The 18,142-nt window shown below is 43.8% G+C and carries 15 protein-coding genes and 1 pseudogene; 7 read left to right on the top strand and 9 right to left on the bottom strand.

Going from position 1 to position 18,142, the window contains the following annotated elements:
- Positions 1 to 75: 75 nt before the first annotated feature.
- A complete protein-coding gene (locus tag NLZ44_RS07725) occupies positions 76 to 1,647 on the bottom strand; it encodes a mechanosensitive ion channel family protein (protein ID WP_493752964.1) in 1,572 nt (523 codons plus the stop codon).
- Between the two features lie 76 nt (positions 1,648 to 1,723).
- Positions 1,724 to 1,894: a hypothetical protein gene (locus tag NLZ44_RS07720; RefSeq protein ID WP_493752389.1), complete on the bottom strand. Its 171-nt coding sequence runs from the start codon at positions 1,892 to 1,894 to the stop codon at positions 1,724 to 1,726.
- A gap of 394 nt (positions 1,895 to 2,288) precedes the next feature.
- Between NLZ44_RS07720 and purB the strand changes: the two genes are divergently transcribed.
- Positions 2,289 to 3,584, top strand: a complete 1,296-nt coding sequence (gene purB / locus NLZ44_RS07715; protein ID WP_493752388.1) for an adenylosuccinate lyase — start codon at positions 2,289 to 2,291, stop codon at positions 3,582 to 3,584.
- Positions 3,585 to 3,704: 120 nt separating this feature from the next.
- Positions 3,705 to 4,403 (top strand): M15 family metallopeptidase, encoded by a 699-nt coding sequence (locus NLZ44_RS07710; protein ID WP_493752387.1) that lies wholly within the window; start codon positions 3,705 to 3,707, stop codon positions 4,401 to 4,403.
- Positions 4,404 to 4,443: 40 nt separating this feature from the next.
- On the opposite strand, the gene NLZ44_RS07705 is transcribed toward NLZ44_RS07710, so the two are convergent.
- Positions 4,444 to 4,665: a hypothetical protein gene (locus NLZ44_RS07705; RefSeq protein WP_493752386.1), complete on the bottom strand. Its 222-nt coding sequence runs from the start codon at positions 4,663 to 4,665 to the stop codon at positions 4,444 to 4,446.
- Positions 4,666 to 4,865: 200 nt separating this feature from the next.
- Here NLZ44_RS07705 and NLZ44_RS07700 point away from each other — a divergent pair, with 200 nt between their 5' ends.
- Entirely contained in the window at positions 4,866 to 8,225 is a 3,360-nt protein-coding gene (locus NLZ44_RS07700) for a PAS domain-containing sensor histidine kinase (RefSeq protein ID WP_493752385.1), read from the top strand.
- Between the two features lie 205 nt (positions 8,226 to 8,430).
- Positions 8,431 to 10,887 carry a PAS domain-containing protein gene (locus NLZ44_RS07695; protein ID WP_493752384.1) on the top strand — a complete coding sequence of 819 codons (2,457 nt, stop codon included), beginning with the start codon at positions 8,431 to 8,433 and terminating at the stop codon, positions 10,885 to 10,887.
- Positions 10,888 to 11,077: 190 nt separating this feature from the next.
- Here NLZ44_RS07695 and NLZ44_RS07690 read toward each other — a convergent pair whose 3' ends face one another.
- A complete protein-coding gene (locus NLZ44_RS07690; RefSeq protein ID WP_493752383.1) occupies positions 11,078 to 11,230 on the bottom strand; it encodes a hypothetical protein in 153 nt (50 codons plus the stop codon).
- A gap of 133 nt (positions 11,231 to 11,363) precedes the next feature.
- Here NLZ44_RS07690 and NLZ44_RS07685 point away from each other — a divergent pair, with 133 nt between their 5' ends.
- The gene (locus NLZ44_RS07685) at positions 11,364 to 12,497 is read left to right on the top strand and encodes a three-Cys-motif partner protein TcmP (RefSeq protein WP_493752382.1); all 1,134 of its coding nucleotides are present in this window, start codon (positions 11,364 to 11,366) and stop codon (positions 12,495 to 12,497) included.
- Here NLZ44_RS07685 and NLZ44_RS07680 read toward each other — a convergent pair.
- Positions 12,487 to 13,263, bottom strand: coding sequence for a DUF5131 family protein (locus tag NLZ44_RS07680; RefSeq protein WP_493752381.1), 777 nt, complete (start codon positions 13,261 to 13,263; stop codon positions 12,487 to 12,489). The two genes, NLZ44_RS07685 and NLZ44_RS07680, sit on opposite strands and share 11 nt — an antisense overlap.
- Positions 13,264 to 13,506: 243 nt before the next feature.
- Between NLZ44_RS07680 and thrS the strand changes: the two genes are divergently transcribed.
- The gene (gene thrS, locus NLZ44_RS07675; protein ID WP_493752380.1) at positions 13,507 to 15,375 is read left to right on the top strand and encodes a threonine--tRNA ligase; all 1,869 of its coding nucleotides are present in this window, start codon (positions 13,507 to 13,509) and stop codon (positions 15,373 to 15,375) included.
- Positions 15,376 to 15,557: 182 nt separating this feature from the next.
- A pseudogene (locus NLZ44_RS07670) lies at positions 15,558 to 15,951 on the top strand (zinc ribbon domain-containing protein); the annotation flags it as partial.
- A 96-nt stretch (positions 15,952 to 16,047) separates the two neighbouring features.
- Here the strand turns inward: NLZ44_RS07670 and NLZ44_RS07665 are convergent.
- The 4 genes from NLZ44_RS07665 to NLZ44_RS07650 form a co-directional block, all read right to left on the bottom strand.
- Entirely contained in the window at positions 16,048 to 16,551 is a 504-nt protein-coding gene (locus tag NLZ44_RS07665; protein WP_187758674.1) for a DsrE family protein, read from the bottom strand.
- A gap of 164 nt (positions 16,552 to 16,715) precedes the next feature.
- Positions 16,716 to 17,714, bottom strand: a complete 999-nt coding sequence (locus NLZ44_RS07660; protein WP_493752379.1) for a methyltransferase domain-containing protein — start codon at positions 17,712 to 17,714, stop codon at positions 16,716 to 16,718.
- Positions 17,715 to 17,805: 91 nt separating this feature from the next.
- Entirely contained in the window at positions 17,806 to 17,973 is a 168-nt protein-coding gene (locus tag NLZ44_RS07655; RefSeq protein WP_493752378.1) for a hypothetical protein, read from the bottom strand.
- The gene (locus NLZ44_RS07650) at positions 17,974 to 18,105 is read right to left on the bottom strand and encodes a hypothetical protein (protein ID WP_493752377.1); all 132 of its coding nucleotides are present in this window, start codon (positions 18,103 to 18,105) and stop codon (positions 17,974 to 17,976) included. It lies immediately after the preceding gene.
- Between the last annotated feature and the right edge of the window lie 37 nt (positions 18,106 to 18,142).

The raw sequence follows: 18,142 nt of genomic DNA, 5'->3' as shown, positions 1-18,142 counted from the left end.
TTTGGGAACTGTTAGTTCTAATCTAGCCTCCTGCATCTTACTTCAGCAGGATAATTGGCGGTCAAATTGTCGGTGTCAATTGACAGAAGAGGAAAACTCACCGCCATGATTACCATTTTGGTCTAATAAATGATGATAGCCTTGATGCCACAAAGTTTGCTGAGGAATGCCAATTTTAATCCCTTCACGGTCGAAGGCTTCTTTGACCCGACACCGAAACTCTCGACCGACTTCCCACTGTTTCACAGGTTGAGTAGTAATCCAAATGCGGACCAACATTCCCCGATGACTCACGGCATCAACCCCTAAAACTTGGGGTAATTCTAAAATCAAATTCCGCCAATGGGGTTCCTGTAGCATTTCTTCTCCGACTTGTTTCATAACCTCCATGGCTTTGCGGATATCGGAATCATAGGCTACCTCAATAGTAAAATTAACTCGCGACCAATTTTTGGTCATATTTTCTACAATGGAAATACTGCCATTAGGAATGGTGATTAAATTGCCATCAAGATTGCGAATTTGGGTGATATAAAGATTTATATACTCGACCAAACCACTTTTATCTTCTACGGCAATTACATCACCGACGGCATATTGGTCACTCCACAAAATTAAACAGCCATTTAAGACATCTTTAATGGTACTCTGAAAGATGTAAGTTAAGGCAAAACCAATGACACCGACCCCGGTTAATATTTCATTCATCTGAATATTAAAAACTGAACTGAGAATGGTATTAAGGGTCAACAAAATGCCAACAAAGTAACTGGTAAATGATGCCAAACCTTTCAGGGCTGCAATATATGTGATTTGTCGTGACAGAAATCTTTGCTGCGAATTGGGATATTTAAACAGAGATTGGTTAACCCATTCTTGCAAGGAATATTCAATAGACAAATGGCTGATTTTAATGGAGGCAATGACAATGAGATAATAAACCAATAAAGAGAGGGGAACTCCCCCTAGGGCTACACCTATGGCGCGGGTGGCTGGATAGTAATATAAAAGATAGGCTAATCCCCCTAACCAAATAAAAATTTGTCCCCACTGAGTTACCTGCCGGAGGAATTGAATAACTTGCTTTTGTTGATTAGGAGAAAGATTGGGTAAACGACTCCAAATCTGATTAAATCCCAATTTAAACCGGAATTTAGGCATGATTTCAGGGTCAGGCGTGGGGTCAGATTCAATAATATCTGTGGCTGGTTGAGATAAATTTTGGATGCGTTGATTTTCTCGGTCAATGATTTTCTGGACTTGCCATAATATCCAGCTACTCAGGATGATTATCCCCAAAAATAGGAGGGTAAAGGGAAGTTTGCGATTCCAGAAATACTGTTGAAAGGCGCGGCGTTCTGAGATGGAACGGTACAATTCTTGATAGATGGTATCTCGCCACTGTTTAGCGATCGCTTTTTTAGATTGTCCTTGATGAAGGGAGTCAAAATCAGTAATTGTGATGATCACCTGATCCTGTATTTGCGGTTGTTCAGGAGCATAAACGACAGTTTCATCATTGCGGATGCCTATTTCAATTTGGAGAGTGTCGGGATTTTCTACCGCCGCCACAATGGACATCAAAATTTTTTCAATGCGTTGAACTCTCTGCTGAACCCCAAAATCTTGAGGGTTATCTGGGGAGATAGTAGGCTGGGAAGTGACTTCAAGGATGCTGCGATTATCCAGGCTAACCGGGGCACAAAATAAGTTGGCACAGGCTCTAGTTCAGAATCCGAGGGTTACTGACTCTCGTGATATCCTGAAATGTGGGAAGGGGTGGCAATTGTGCGATCGCTGCAGTTCCCCAAGGGGCGAACATCCCCACGGCTAATAAACCGATCGCAAAACATTTAATTACTCGATGAAACCTATAAAATTTTCCTTTCATCATATAGCCGATAGCACCTCAAGAGAGTCAGGACAAGACAAAACTCTGATATTATAGCGCTTGCTAATTTTATGTTAAGCCCCTAAGCTGACAACAGGCTGAAAGGAATATCTCAAAAGGCATAGCTGATTAGTGGTCCTGGGGGTGGGCTGGCTGGTGATCTGGGGGTCTCCCAAACGCACCCATGATACATCCCCAGATTGATCGGTGTTGACAGACCGGGAATCTAGTAATCTTAGGCACGGTGGTATGTCAAAATGAAATATTGGTCGAGGAGCTGTGATTTTGCGATCGTCGGGTGTTCAAACTTCCCGATTAAGCCAAAACCTGCTAAACCCTAGCCAGTAGAGAATTTTAGACACTAGCCTTAAAAATCAACAGAGTTCTGACAATCCCAATGATTGAACGCTATACCTTACCCGAAATGGGTTCGCTGTGGACAGACAACTATAAGCTAAAAACGTGGCTACAGGTGGAAATTGCCGCCTGTGAAGCCCAAGCCGAACTCGGCTATATTCCAGAGTCAGCCGTGGAGGAAATTAAAGCCAAAGCCAATTTTGACCTAGCGCGCGTCCTAGAAATTGAAGCCCAAGTGCGCCATGATGTGATTGCCTTTCTCACCAATGTTAACGAATATGTTGGGGATGCTGGACGCTACATTCACCTTGGGTTAACCAGTTCCGACGTTTTAGACACAGCCCTAGCTTTGCAACTGGTAGCTAGTACGGATTTACTTCTCGAACAGGTAGAGACCCTAGCCCAAGCCATTCGCTATCAGGCGCAACAGCATCGAAATACCGTGATGATTGGTCGATCGCATGGTATTCACGCGGAACCCATCACCTTTGGCTTCAAACTAGCCGGATGGTTAGCCGAAGTCTGTCGCAACCGGGAACGTCTCATACGTCTGCGACAACAAATCGCTGTAGGTAAGATTTCCGGGGCGGTGGGAACCTATGCTAATGTTGATCCCAGGGTAGAGGCGATCGCCTGTCAAAAACTGGGACTGCAACCGGACACCGCCTCAACTCAGGTAATTTCCCGAGATATTCATGCTGAATATGTGCAAACCCTCGCCTTGCTGGCTGCTTCCATTGAGAGATTTGCCGTAGAAATCCGCAACCTGCAACGTACAGACGTTTTAGAAGTCGAGGAATTTTTCGCACGGGGTCAAAAAGGCTCATCTGCTATGCCTCACAAACGCAACCCTATCCGTAGCGAACGCCTTACCGGACTAGCGCGGGTGGTGCGTGGTCATGCGATCGCCGCCTTAGAAAATGTGGCCCTCTGGCATGAACGGGATATTTCCCATAGTTCTGTCGAACGCATGATTTTACCCGATGCCTCCATTATTACCCATTTCATGTTAGTAGAAATCACAGATTTGGTGAAAAATCTTCTGGTTTATCCTGACAACATGAAACGGAATATGAACCTCTATGGTGGCGTAGTCTTCAGCCAGCGCGTCTTACTTACCCTTGTCGAAAAAGGCATGAGTCGGGAGGACGCTTATCGCATTGTTCAATCCTGCGCTCATCAGGCTTGGAATACTCCCGACGGGGATTTTCATCAATTAATTACCCAAGACTCTGCTATCCAGTCTTACCTATCCCCAGAGGAAATTGAATCCTGTTTTCAGGCTGAACATCACCTTAAACATTTAGATGAAATCTATCAAAGATTAAGCATCTAAATTTCAGGAAAATTCAGGGAATTTACTCTCAGTATCCATAGTCAATACTTGGTTAATAATTCCCTGATTTAACATTAAATTTAATTGAACCTACTCAACCCTTGACAACAGGTAGATATTATGGTAAGAAAAACTGCATTAATTATCATTACATTTTTCCTAGTATTTTGGTCATGTAACTTGTGGGCAGAACCAGCTTACAGCCAGCCTTTAATCGCTCAAACACCTCCCCCTAATCTCATCACAGATTATAGTCAAGTTTCATCAGCTAATCGACTGATAGATATTCAATCTGTCAATCGCAATATTCGCTTAGATATTCGCTATGCAACCCCCAATAATTTTGTCAACCGAACCCTTTACCCCGTGTCTCGATGCCTCCTCCGTCGTCCCTTCGCCCAGAGACTTTCCGATGTACAAAAAGACCTAGAAACCATGGGATTAGGGTTAATGGTTTATGATTGTTATCGCCCTTGGTCTGTGACTTGGCAAATGTGGCAAATTCTCCCAGATTCCCGTTATGTAGGTAATCCGGCGCGGGGTTCCCGTCACAATCGCGGCGCGGCGGTTGATTTGACTCTAGTAGATTTGAGAACTGGTCAACCTCTGGAAATGCCTACAGATTACGATGATTTTACTGAGAAAGCCTGGAGAGATTACACAGGCAATGAACCCCAAGTCCGTCGCAATAGCAACTTATTAGAGTTGAAAATGAAACAATATGGCTTTGAACCATTAATGACTGAATGGTGGCATTTTGATGCTCAAGGCTGGGAAAGGTATGGTTTACTTAATATCAGTCTTGACCGAGTACCTTAGAGAAAAAACTACCCCTGATAGTTCAGGGGTATGTTGCTAATTATCGGGAAGTGAGACTATCAGGAATGTGGAGTTTATATAGTCTTAATAGACCCAAAACAATTAAGATTTGCAGGCTCCAGTGTGCAAAGGCGAAACCCCATATAAAACAAACAATTCCGGTTAATCCTGCCAAAACAAAGGGGATATCTTCGGATGTTTGCAGATACACCAAAAGAGAGCCAAATGTTAATATAAGTAGTGCTAGATACACTGATGGCATAATTTCGACCTCCTGGGGGTTACAGGGTTTGGGCTACAACATCAAGCCTAATGGGAAAATATGAAGATTCCGTGAAGAACCGGAAACTGTTTACAAAATTTGATTTTTCGGCAGTGGGGTAGAGTTCCCTAGCATCGGGTCAGCGACCGGAGTATTTCATTATTATATATAGATGTAGTCGTGTGATGAGAACTGAACCGATGACTGCTCTGCCTTTGTCACCTGAACCGGAAAGCGATCGCCTTCACAAAATGCTGCACCATATTCCTGGTGTCATTTATGAACTTTGGCAGCACCCTGATGGTCACCTTTCCTTCCCCTACGCCAGTGAAAAACTGTGGGATATCTACGGAATTTCAGCCCCCAGAGTCCGAGATGATGCCAGCCCGATTTTTGCCGCTATCCACCCGGAAGACCGCCGGGAGGTACTCCAATCCCTTCAGGAGTCGGCTGCCCATCTCTCTGCTTGGCATAGTACCCACCGCGTCCTTCACCCTGATGGTTACTGTATCTGGGCGATCGCTCATGGCACTCCAGAGCCACAACCTGATGGTAGCACCAAATGGTATGGTCATCTGCAAAATATTACCAACCTCAAAAATGCCCAGGGCTATATTACCGAGTTAACCCAAACCCAAAAGTTACTCAAAGCCAGTGAAGACAAATTACGCCGCATCATTGAAAACCTCAATGACATGGTATTTATTGCTACTGCTGATGGTCGGTTAAGTTTTCTCAGCCCCATGTTTGCCACCGTCATGGGTTATCCCTTGAGTGAGTTAACCAACCAACCCTTCCATAAGGTTATTCATCCTGATGATGTGCATATATGTGCCAAAGGCTTACAAGCCGCCTTAGCTGGGGAAAAGGTGACCGAATTAGAGTATCGGGTTTTACATCAAGACGGAAACTATTATTGGCATTCCGCTAATTTATCTCAATTCCAGGAAGAGGAAGGGGAAATATGTTGTTTAGGTGTAGCCAGTTATATTCACCCTCGCAAACAAGCCGAACTCGCCCTCGCCGAAAGTCAACTGCGGTTAGAACTTGCCATAGAATCCTCAAATATCGGGCTGTGGGATTGGAATTTACAGACCAATGAAGTCGTGTTTAACGAACAGTGGAGATCTCTGTTAGGCTTTGAACAGCATGAGATTGACAATGATGTGAAAGAGTGGGAAAGCCGAGTTTACCCGCCAGACTTACCACGGGTTTACCATGATATTAATCAACACCTACAAAAGCAAACCTCCTTTTATAAAAATGAACATCGCCTGCGCTGTAAAGATGGAAATTATAAATGGGTGGCAACTAAAGGGCGGGTGGTGACATGGGATGAACAAGGGAACCCGGTGCGGTTTATTGGCACTTACACCGATATTAGCGAACAGCAAGCTGCACTGCGTGAACGCAAACAAGCCGAAATCGCCCTTATTCAACTGAGTAACCAACTCAAAAAAGCCCAAGAAGTTGCCCGCTTGGGTCACTGGTCCTTTGACTTAGCTACCCAGAAAATCACTTGGTCAGAAGAAATCTTTAGCATCTTTGGTCGTTCCCTAGACCAACAAGAACCGACCTTTGAGGAATTGCTGCTGCAACTTTACCCAAGCGATCGCAACCTTTTGTTACAGCGAATGACCGAGGCTGAACAAGGAATTCCCCAAAACTTTGACTTTAGCATTGTGCGGAAAGATGGTGCCGTGCGCTATGTCAATTGCCGAATTGAATTAGAAACTCAGGGAGACCAATTGGTGCGACTATTCGGCGTGGTTATGGATATCACAGAACGCCGGGTCGCCGAACTCGAACTCGAACGCTTCTTTACCATTTCCCTCGATTTACTCTGTATTGCTGACCTCCGGGGAAATTTCCGCCGCCTCTCTCAAGCCTGGGAAGATATCTTAGGTTATTCCCTGTCCGAGTTAAAGGATAAAGCCTTCTTAGATTTTGTTCATCCTGAAGACCTCAACTCCACCCAAGTCGCCCTAGCGGATTTAACTGCTGGCTGTAGCGTTCAGAGATTTACGAACCGCTATCGGACTAAAACAGGTGACTATCGCTATATTGAATGGATGTCAATTCCTCAAGGGGAGTTTATTTATGCAGCCGCTAGGGATATTACGGAACGGGTGAAAGTCCAGACGCAACTGCAAGCCTTCCTGACTCGCGCCCAACTCTTGAATCATCTCAGCAGTGAAATTCGCCAATCCCTAGATTTAAACCAGATTTTACAGACAGCAGTTCAGGCTGTTTTTACTCACCTCAAAGTTGATGTTTGTATCTTTGGTTGGTATCACGCTGATGGAGTTTCTCCCTATTGGGAAATGGTGCAAGAACAGCGCAAACTGGGAGTTAATGGAGGTTTAGGCACTTATTGCATGACTAAAGTTCCCCTGCGGTTTCAGCGTCTGGCTGCGAACCAAGGTTATAGGTTGAACGTGCAAAATTTAGAGCCTGTTTATGATGACGACCTCGTGGAAATCTGCGTATCTATGGGGATTAATCTTTATCTGATGTTACCCATTCATACTCCTGGGAAAATCGGGGGCTTGGAGATGGGTAGAATTGATGCTAGTCACGATTGGCAGCCTGATGAAATTGAGTTATTGGAAAGTTTGGGAACGCAAATTGCGATCGCCATTCAACAAGCCGACCTCTATCAAACCTCCCAAACCAAAAGCCAGCAACTCCAACAGGCTTATCGGGAATTACAACAAACCCAACTCCAACTCACTCAAGCCGAGAAAATGTCAAGTTTAGGTCAATTAGTAGCCGGAATTGCTCATGAGATTAATAATCCCGTGAGTTTTATTTATGGCAATCTCGAGTTTATTTCTGAATATACAGATAGTTTATTAGAAATAATTAAACTCTATCAAGACACCTATACTCAAACCACTCCCGAAATTATCGAGTTAGTCACAGACAGAGATTTAGACTTTATTCTTGAGGATTTACCCAACACAATTAATTCCATGAAAACCGGAGCATCCCGGATTCAAGCGATTGTTAAATCTCTGCGAACCTTTTCGCGTTTAGATGAAGCTGACCTCAAAGCTGTAGACCTCCATGAAAATATTGAAAGCACCCTGATGATTCTCCAAAATCAGTTAAATGGTAGGGGGGGGAATCCCGAAATTACCGTCATTAAAAATTATGGTAATTTACCTAATTTTGAATGTTATATTGGTCTGCTAAATCAGGTGTTAATGAATTTACTCATGAATGGTATTCAAGCCATCGAAGAAAAACGAAAAAATCAAGCACATTTAAACTATAAGGGCGTAATAAATATCACTACAAAATTAGCAGAAAATCAGGCGGTCCGTATTTCCATACAGGATAATGGTATAGGGATGAGTAATGAGGTAAAAACCAAGATTTTCGAGCCTTTTTTTACCACCAAACCTGTCGGAAAAGGCACGGGGATGGGGTTATCTATCAGTTATCAAATTATCACCCAAGAGCATCAAGGAGAGTTTTATTTTGATTCAAAATTAGGGGAGGGAACTACCTTTACTATTCGATTACCCCGTTTAAAAGAATCTCCCAAAACTTGAGATTTTATCCAGATTATACCTAATCATCAATGAAGATTAATCAACATTTAACTTAAACCCTGACCACCAACTCCAAAATCCCTGCTGATGATGATTCACAATAGTATGAAACCGCTAACATCAACTCAACCAAGTTGTCAGATAAAAGGGTGTTTATAATCCCCAAATATCAAGAATTAAAATAGTACAAATAGGAACCGCAAACATGACTTTTCCTCCCCCTTTTACCCCTTCACCAGACAGCACACGCCTCCAACAAATACTCTGTCATATTCCTGGTGGCATTTATGAACTTTGGCAGCACCCTGATGGTAACTTTTCCATCCCCTACGCCAGCCAAAAACTATGGTATATCTACCGAATTGCAGGGGCTGAACTCCCAGAGGATGCTAATGGGATGTTTGCCGCTATCCACCCGGAAGACCGCCCAGTGGTGCTTAAATCGCTTCAGGAGTCCGCCACCCATCTCTCGCCTTGGGATAACACCCACCGCGTCTGTAATGCTGATGGTGAGTGCATCTGGGTGGTCAGTCAAGGCATACCTGAGCGACAGTTAGATGGTAGCACAAAATGGTATGGTTTGCTCCAAAATATTACCCGCCTGAAAAATGCCCAACAGCACAGTGAAAACAAATTACTTCGCCTCATTGAAAACCTGAATGATATGGTTTTTATCATTACTCCCGATGGCAGTTTTGGTTTTATGAGTCCAATGGTGACAACGGTTATGGGTTATACCATGACGGAGTTAAAAAGTCAACCATTTTCCCGGTTTGTTCATCCCGAAGATTTGCATATCTGTGTCAATGGTTTTCAAGCGTCTTTGACTGGGGAAAGGGTACAGGGATTAGAGTATCGGGTTTTGCATAAAGACGGAAACTATTATTGGCATTCGGCTAATTTGTCCGGGTTTAAGGAGGATGAAAACTCAGAATTTCACTGTTTAGGCATTGCCAGTTATATTCACCCCCGAAAACAAGCAGAACTCGCCTTAGCCGACAGTAAAATCCAGCTACAACTTGCCTTGGAATCATCTAATACAGGGCTGTGGGATTGGAATCTTAAAACCAATCAAGTAGTATTTAATAAACAGTGGAAAACAATGTTAGGCTATGATGAACATGAAATACAGGATACAGTGAAACAGTGGGAAATCTTAGTTCATCCGGAGGATTTAACAGAGGCGTATCATCATATTGAACAACACTTACAAAATTCCACCAACATTTATAAAAATGAACATCGCTTGCGTTGTAAAGATGGCTCTTATAAATGGATTTTAGACCAAGGGCGTGTGGTGGAATGGGATAGAGAAGGGAACCCAATCCGGTTTATTGGTACTCACACGGATATTAGCGAGATTAAACAAGGAGAAATCGCTCTAATTGCACTGAGCAACCAACTCAAGAAAGCCCAAGAAGTTGCTCACTTGGGTTATTGGTCTTATGACTTAGCCACCCAGAAAATTACCTGGTCAGAAGAAGTTTTTTGCATCTTTAACCGCCACCCGGACGAAGGGGAACCAACCCTGGAGGAATTGTTCGAGCAAATTCACCCAGGCGATCGCAATTTTTGGTTAGAAAGAATTGCTGCTGCTGAACAAGGAAACCCACAAACCTTTGATTTTAGTATTTTGTGGGCTGATGGTACTATCCGCTACCTCAGTAACTGGATTGAATTAGAATTCCAAGGGGAACAAGTAGTGCGAGAGTTTGGCGTAGTCATGGATATTACGGACCGACGGGTAGCGGAACTCGAATATCAAGCCTCCCTCGTGAAACGCCAAGAATTGGAACAGGCTTATCACGAATTAAAACAAGCCCAAGTGAAACTTATTCAAGCGGAAAAAATGTCTAGTTTAGGTCAATTAGTGGCGGGAATTGCTCATGAAATCAACAATCCCGTGAGTTTTATTTACGGCAACCTAGACCCTCTCATGGAATATAATAACAGTTTATTAGAAATAATTAAACTTTACCAAAATACCTATCAGCAGCCGACCCCGGAAATTATCGAATTAATAGATGAGGTGGATTTAGACTTCCTCAGTGAGGATTTACCGAAAATGATTAATTCCATGAAAACTGGGGCTGACCGGATTAAAAATATTGTCAAATCCCTGCGGACTTTTTCCCGTTTAGATGAGGCTGACCTGAAGGAGGTAGACCTCCATGAAAATATTGATAGTACCTTGATGATTTTACAAAATCAGTTAAATGGTCGAGACGGCAACCCAGAAATTACGGTGATTAAAAACTATGGTAGTGTCGAAAATTTGGAATGCTATATTGGTTTATTAAATCAGGTATTTATGAATTTAATCATGAATGGTATTCAAGCCATAAAAGAGAAACAAGAACAGCAGGTTAATTCCCTTTATCAAGGGGTGGTAAATATCACGACATCAGAGGATGATGATGGGGTGACTATTTCAGTACGGGATAATGGTATCGGGATGACTATGGAAGTAAAAGCCAAGATTTTCGATCCCTTTTTTACCACCAAACCCGTCGGTTATGGGACGGGAATGGGATTACCTACCAGCCATCAAATTGTTACTAAATATCATCAAGGTGAGTTTTATTTTGATTCACAACTAGGGGAGGGAACTACTTTTACGATTCGATTACCACGCTTAAAACCCTCCCCAACTGATATTTGAACTACCTCAGATGGTCGGTCAAGCCAATTGGCTGGCTATCAACAACTGCTCAGGGGTTGTACCTTGTACAGCAGCTTAATTTTACAGTTTTCTCGACATAATAATAGATGCAATATACACAATTGTTGACAAAACTGTAATTAATAATACAAAGTTTGATTTTTTTGATTTTGAAAAAGTGGGGTTATGCTTAAAAAGCGATCGCCCGATTTCCCAGAGAGAAGACACCTAAAGGGGAAACCATCAAGGAGGCGATCGCCAATGATCGATTCCCCCTCAGCAAAGGTGGCGCGCGCCCCTGGTAAACCGCTCCGGGAACGGGGTTCTTTTTCTTTCTGTGCATAAGGAGCGATCGTGATGGTCAGAAGTCGAGGGTACTTTAGGATAGCTCAAAGGATTAATAGCATCAACCCAAAAAATAAAATGATATAGTAGGTATTACTCGATTCCACATCCTGTTAGTATTCACACAGTATATGACCAGCAACTCGTTTTTTGAGGAACAAAAAGAACAGTCCTTGATCAAAGCCAGAATTGTTGAAAAATATTTCTGGGTTTGGGCCAAAGTCATTATTCCTACTGTAAAAAAATACTCTCCAGAACCCAAAATTGCTTATATTGATCTTTTTGCGGGGACCGGACGATATAAAAATGGCTCAAAATCAACCCCCGTGAAAGTGCTGGAAACGGCTATCTCAGATCCAGAGCTGCGAAGTATGTTAGTATCGATTTTTAACGATGTCGATGCCACCCATGTCAAATCTCTGGAACAAGCGATAAGTGAGATTCCAGGCATAGAGTGTTTAAAGTACCCTCCCCAAATATTAAATCATGAAGTTGGAGATAATATAGTTAAAGCCTTCCCAGAACGCCGAGGAGTTCCCAGCTTATTTTTTGTAGATCCTTGGGGCTACAAAGGTTTATCCCTTCAACTCATTAATTCAGTGGTCAAAGATTGGGGTTGTGATTGTATCTTTTTCTTCAACTATAACCGGATCAATATGGGATTGAGCAATGATGCCGTTAAAGAGCATATTAATGCGCTATTTGGAGAAGTAAGGGCAGATATAGTCCGCCAGAAATTGGAACCACTTAGTCCACAAGAACGTGAGTTAACTATTGTAGAAGCAATTTGTGAAGCCTTAAAAGAGATGGGGGGTCAGTATGTTCTTCCCTTCAGATTTAGAAATGAAAGAGGCAATCGCACTAGCCATCATCTGATCTTTGTAAGCAAGCATATCAAAGGCTATGAAATCATCAAAGAAATAATGGCTAAAGAGAGTTCTGAGCAGACGCAGGGCGTGCCATCTTTTGAGTACAATGCTGCGACTCTACAACAACCGTTCTTGTTCGAGCTTACTCGTCCTCTTGATGAACTGGAAGCGATGTTGCTAGATACGTTTTCAGGTAAAACCATGACAATGCAAGAGATTTACCAACAGCATCATGTAGGGAAACCGTATATTAAAAAGAACTACAAAACTGCCCTTAGTAATCTTGAATCTCAGGGCAAAATTATGGCATATCCACCTGCTAATAAACGGCGAAAAAAACAGGGAGAAATCACATTTGCTGATGGGGTCAGGGTAGTATTTTCATCTAAGCAATAAGCTCTAACTGGTTCCTCCCCTTAGTTCCCTTAATTGGAGAAGTTCCCCATTTGTCAATATGCTGATTCCATACATCTGGTATTTCATCCCAGATTTGATTATTAAGTAATCTACCGCCGGCTTTTGGTGTTCTTCCTCCAACTTGTTTAAAGAAAAATGCCACCCCGGCATTTTGGCACTGGTCGCGGATATCCTCTGCCCATTTAATTTGCATTGGTCGATGTTTGTGACCAGATTCACCACCTACAATAACCCAATGAATATCAGTCAAATTGAGTTGGAGTTCCCCTAAAAGTGGTTCGCACGATATAAAGCGTACAGATACAGGAACTCGGCGAAGATATTCAAGACGCTCAACGTAGTTTTGATTCTCAACTGATACCCCTAACCAGACATTCTGTGGAAAATCCAACTGAGAAGATAAATCATCTAAACGTTGATGGCGCTTGGTCAGAATTTGATATATATGCCAAGGAGTTTGATTAATAACAGAGAAAACTTCTCGGATGAATTCTAAGGGAACATCCTCATGGAAAAGATCACTCATTGAGTTAACGAAAATTCGGCTGGGAGTGCGCCAACTCAATGGTTGTTGCAACCTCTCTGGATGCAATGTTAAGGCAAAACCGTTCGGGAAGTTCTTGTGAAAACGCTGCGTTATAGCTTCAGCATAACAATGAAGACACCCTGGGCTAACCTTGTCACACCCAGTTGTCGGATTCCAAGTTTTATCAGTCCACTCAATACCCGTATGGGTGCTAGACATATTTCAACTCCGCCAGCTACATCTGTGCCAGACGCTAACCTGCCTGGAACAAAGTGTTTTTCAGCACTATAGCATTTTGAGGATGAACTTGCCACTATACACACTTAACCCATGAAACTCTCTCGGAGAGTATCAAACCTTGGGAGGCGATCGCCTTAATGCAATACTTGTCCCTCAACCCAATACTTGCCCATTGCTCAGGCGATCGAGTAAAATGATAATCGTTCTCACGATGGGGTTAATATGCTCAGTCAAATCAACCGTCCCACCTCTGAGGAAAACCATTCCCAAAGAGATGGAGAAAAGCTGCGGCGAATTCGCCACACCTGCGCTCACATCCTAGCAATGGCGGTACAAAAACTATTTCCCGAAACCAAAGTCGCCATTGGTCCCACCACCGACACGGGGTTTTACTATGACTTTGACCGGAAAGAACCGTTCACCCCGGAAGACTTAGGGCAAATAACTAAGGAGATGAAACGCATCATTAAAGGTAACTTGCCGGTAATTAGGGAAGAAGTCAACCGAGAACAAATTAGGGCAGAAATAGAGAAATTAAATGAACCATTAAAGTTAGAAATTCTGGATAGTATTCCCGAAACAGAAACCATTACTCGCTATTTTATCGGTAGCCCAGATATGGGGCGGACGAATCATCCCGAAGTCGAACCGTCTCTGATTTCACCGGTGGTTATTCCCACCCAGGAATTTTGGTGGGATTTATGTGCAGGACCTCACCTGAATTCTACGGGCGAAATTAATCCAGATGCTTTGGCTTTAGAAAGTGTAGCCGGGGCTTACTGGCGAGGAGATGAAACCCTACCGCAACTACAACGAATTTATGGGACGGCTTGGGAAACTCCAGAAGAACTAGAATATTATCAGCAGCAGAAAGAGGAAGCGAAAAAACGCGACCACCGCAAGTTAGGACAGGAGTTAGATTTATTTAGCATCCAAGAAGATGCCGGAGGCGGTTTAGTCTTTTGGCATCCTAAAGGCTCAAGAATACGCCTATTAATTGAGGACTATTGGCGACAAGCCCATCTGCAAGATGGTTATGAGTTGTTGTACAGTCCCCACATTGCTAATTTGGAACTGTGGAAAACTTCGGGTCACTATGATTTTTACCGAGAAAATATGTTTGACCAGATAGAGATTGAGAATCAATCCTATCAATTAAAGCCGATGAATTGCCCCTTTCATGTATTAACTTATCAAAGTCATTTGCACTCTTATCGAGAGTTGCCAATTCGCTGGGCAGAGTTAGGCACGGTTTATCGGTATGAACGCTCTGGGGTATTACATGGATTGATGCGAGTGCGCGGGTTTACTCAAGATGATGCCCATATTTTTTGTTTGCCTGAACAGGTGGCAGATGAAATTTTAGGGGTGTTAAATTTGACGGAAAAGATTTTATCGGATTTTGGCTTTAGTAAATATGAGGTGAATCTTTCTACTCGTCCGAGTAAATCGGTGGGGAATGATGCAGTGTGGCAATTAGCAACGGATGCTTTGATTGCTGCTCTGAATACTAAAGGCTGGGATTATGTGACTGATGAGGGTGGCGGGGCTTTTTATGGACCTAAAATAGATATTAAAATTCAGGATGCGATCGGTCGATTGTGGCAATGTTCGACGATTCAAGTGGATTTTAATTTGCCAGAACGATTTAATATGGAATATGTGGCGGCGGATGGTTCTCGGCAACGTCCGATTATGATTCATCGGGCAATTTTTGGATCTTTGGAGCGGTTTTTTGGGATTTTAATTGAGAATTATGCGGGAGATTTTCCCCTGTGGTTGGCTCCGGTTCAGGTGAGAGTATTGGCGGTGAGCGATCGCTTTCGAGATTATGCCCAATCAATTGCCCAAAGTTTAAGACAGCAGAATATCCGCGCGGAAGTCGATAATACTGGGGAGCGTTTAGGCAAACAAATTCGCAACTCTGAACTCGATAAAATTCCGATTACAGTGGTGATTGGTCAGCGGGAGTTAGATAATCAGTCTTTGAGTGTGAGAACTCGCTCCTTAGGAGATCTGGGAACGATGACTCTGCCCCAGTTGACGGAGGAAATATTGAAGGCGATCGCTGAAAAATCCCCAAGTTATTAATCTAATAGTTTGAGAGCATGATTTAATCTCAAATTAGGTTAACATTTGACGGCAATACGGTACAATACCAAGTATGGTGCGAGACCTTCGGGTATGAAATAGAGCTGAAATGGGCGAAATAACTACCCGGTGAGGACTTCAACCCCTTGGTTGATTGGGTCGCATCCCTGACCATCCCATAACACAGCCGGATTTTTTGGCCCACCTTCGAGACTTCCAATATGGTTGCCAAGGTGAAGCGTCTAATCAGGTCTAAGACTGCCCGCGCCATGCTGACATGGGCGCATTATCGATTCAAACTAACCCTGAGACATCAAGCGCGGAAATAACTGAACAGTTGTAGATGTGACCGAAGAATACACCAGCAAAACCTGTACTCACTGTGGTCATGTTCATTCCCAGCTAGGTGGCTCAAAAGTGTTCCGATGTCCTGAGTGCGGGTTCACTCTACCACGGGACTGGAACGGTGCTTTTGGAATCTTTCTAAAAGCTTTGCGGGATACCGCCTCTGTTACCTTAACGGGTAATAGTGCTATCGTCGCATTGTCCGGGAACAACCGGAAAAATGCCGCGTAAATGTATCAGTCAGGGGAATAGTCAGATACCTGGGGAGATTTCTTCAACAGGGAATTGGCGATGACAACCAAATTCTCTGTTGAGGTCAAAAACTGACTAGAAACCAATAATTTTATCGGCTGCTAAAATCAAACTAGGGATATCCTCGTTCTCCTTTGCTAATTGAGCGCCAGTCCGTAAATTAGCAGCGGTGATTCCGGCGGCTTCGGCACAAGCAGGACAAACCATTACCTTGCCTCCGGCGGCGACAAAATCATCATACATTTGGGCTAAAGTCATCGGACTACTACCCCAGCGCAAGTCTAAGGGTTGATTTCTAGAGGCAATTCTCACCCCCTCCAAAGTCAAAACCAGCGTCACCTGAGCGCCCCGTTTTTGGAGGTTTGTGCCTAATTTCAAAGCCATGAAAGCCGCATGAAGGTCATCAGTGCCATGAGTCAGGTGCATAATAATATTTTGCCCATCACCCCTGGTTTGGGATTGTCCGACTTGGGTCTGATGTTGAGCCGAGGCGGTGCGGGAAAGGTTGACCGACGGCTCTGCCAACACTCCCAAAAGGCTAAGTGCGGCGATCGCTAAACCCAGATGCGTTTTTCTCATAAAACCTTCCTAACAATGCCATGGGAGCAGTCCTAGAAGCCAGCCATATGCTGGCACTAGGAGTTGATCAGGATTTTAGCAGAATTGGCGGCGGCTCCAATCAAGAGAACGGTGTTGACTTTTCCCCTTAATTAACATTTGAAGATAGAGACTTCAAATCTTGATTATTTTGGTAACGCTTCACTGGTTTGAGTCGATACAGCCATCTCCTCAACCGGTGCAGCAGCGCGAACAGCCCGAAACATCCCAAATCGGCACAAACCCGCCCCAAAAGCTAACCGCATTAACAGGAATGTGGGGACTTCTCGCAAGGATTTAATCAATCCCGTCACCCCAAAGCGGATAATCCCCTCTGGACGGATTATCCCCTGCCAAATGGAATCTAGCCAAGAGGGTAGAGTTTCGGCAGTCCAGTCGGCGGTGGTGACTTCACCAGATACCAACCCGGTCGCCGCGAGTTCTTCCGCAAAGCCTTCGATACTCGCAAAGGCGGGATGGGACCATTGATCCAAAAGTTGCCGCATGACTGGCTTTTCCCAGAAGTTCAAAGGCTGTTGGCGCGAGTCTCGTTGATTCCAGTCCGCCACAACCAGCACCCCACCGGGTTTTAACACCCGCATCATCTCCCGCGCATATTGGGCTTTATCGGGCATATGGGGTCCGGCTTCAATAGACCAAACCACATCAAAACTGGCATCGGGGAAAGATAATGCCAAGGCATCATCTACCTGAAACCGCGCATTGAGGTCGGTTGGGGTGAGTTCCTGGGCGCGTTTGACTTGCCCTGGAGAGATAGTAATACCTGTGACGGCAAAGCCATAATCTCGCGCTAGAATGCGACTACTGCCACCGATACCACAACCGACATCTAAAACTGTTGTGCCGCTCCGAAGGCCGTCTAATCCCCCCCAACGGACCATTTCATGCACAAAGTCTTCTTTAGCTTTCAGGAAGTCTTTGGGTTGTGGCGGTGAACCATAGTGACCGAGGTGGATATGTTCCCCCCAGTAAAATTCCAGGATGCCGTCATTAGTCCAATCATCATAGGAGTTGGCAACAGAATCGGCGGATTGATATTTGCGAGGGGAAAGCAGGTAAAGTGCTAATCCTACCACAATTGCCAATACCAGCAGACTAATGGTGATTAAAAAAAGGTTGAACATGGTATAATTGTGTTATGATTTAGGATGGCGTGAACTAAAGCAACTCGGTTTCTGGGTTAAGGTTGGCGCACTCGATAAGTGCTATGACCATCTAAGCATTGTGTCTCACTTTTGTAAATGACTCGATCGCATTAATTGGATTTTGTGAATTATTAACCATAGTTTTCCGGGTTTCAAGATTAGCTTGAAAGTTGGCAATCAGTCGAGAAAAATCATCGGGTTCCCAAAGGGTACAAATAAATCGGATTAATTTAGTCATTCAGCTAGTCTGGAATGAGAAACCTCTGGAGTTTTGTGGGCGGGGTAATAAATTATGGTCTTTCATCTCTTTTAGAGAGCGATCGCCTCGATATTCTCCCCGGTGCAACCAATCACCCGCCTGCCAACTCATAACTATCAGCCAACCTCAACGCCCTGTATTTTAATCC

The organism is Arthrospira sp. PCC 9901 (genome assembly GCF_059013425.1).
The sequence above is the reverse complement of the archived record's forward strand: the minus strand, read 5'-3'. Positions and strand labels throughout refer to the sequence as shown.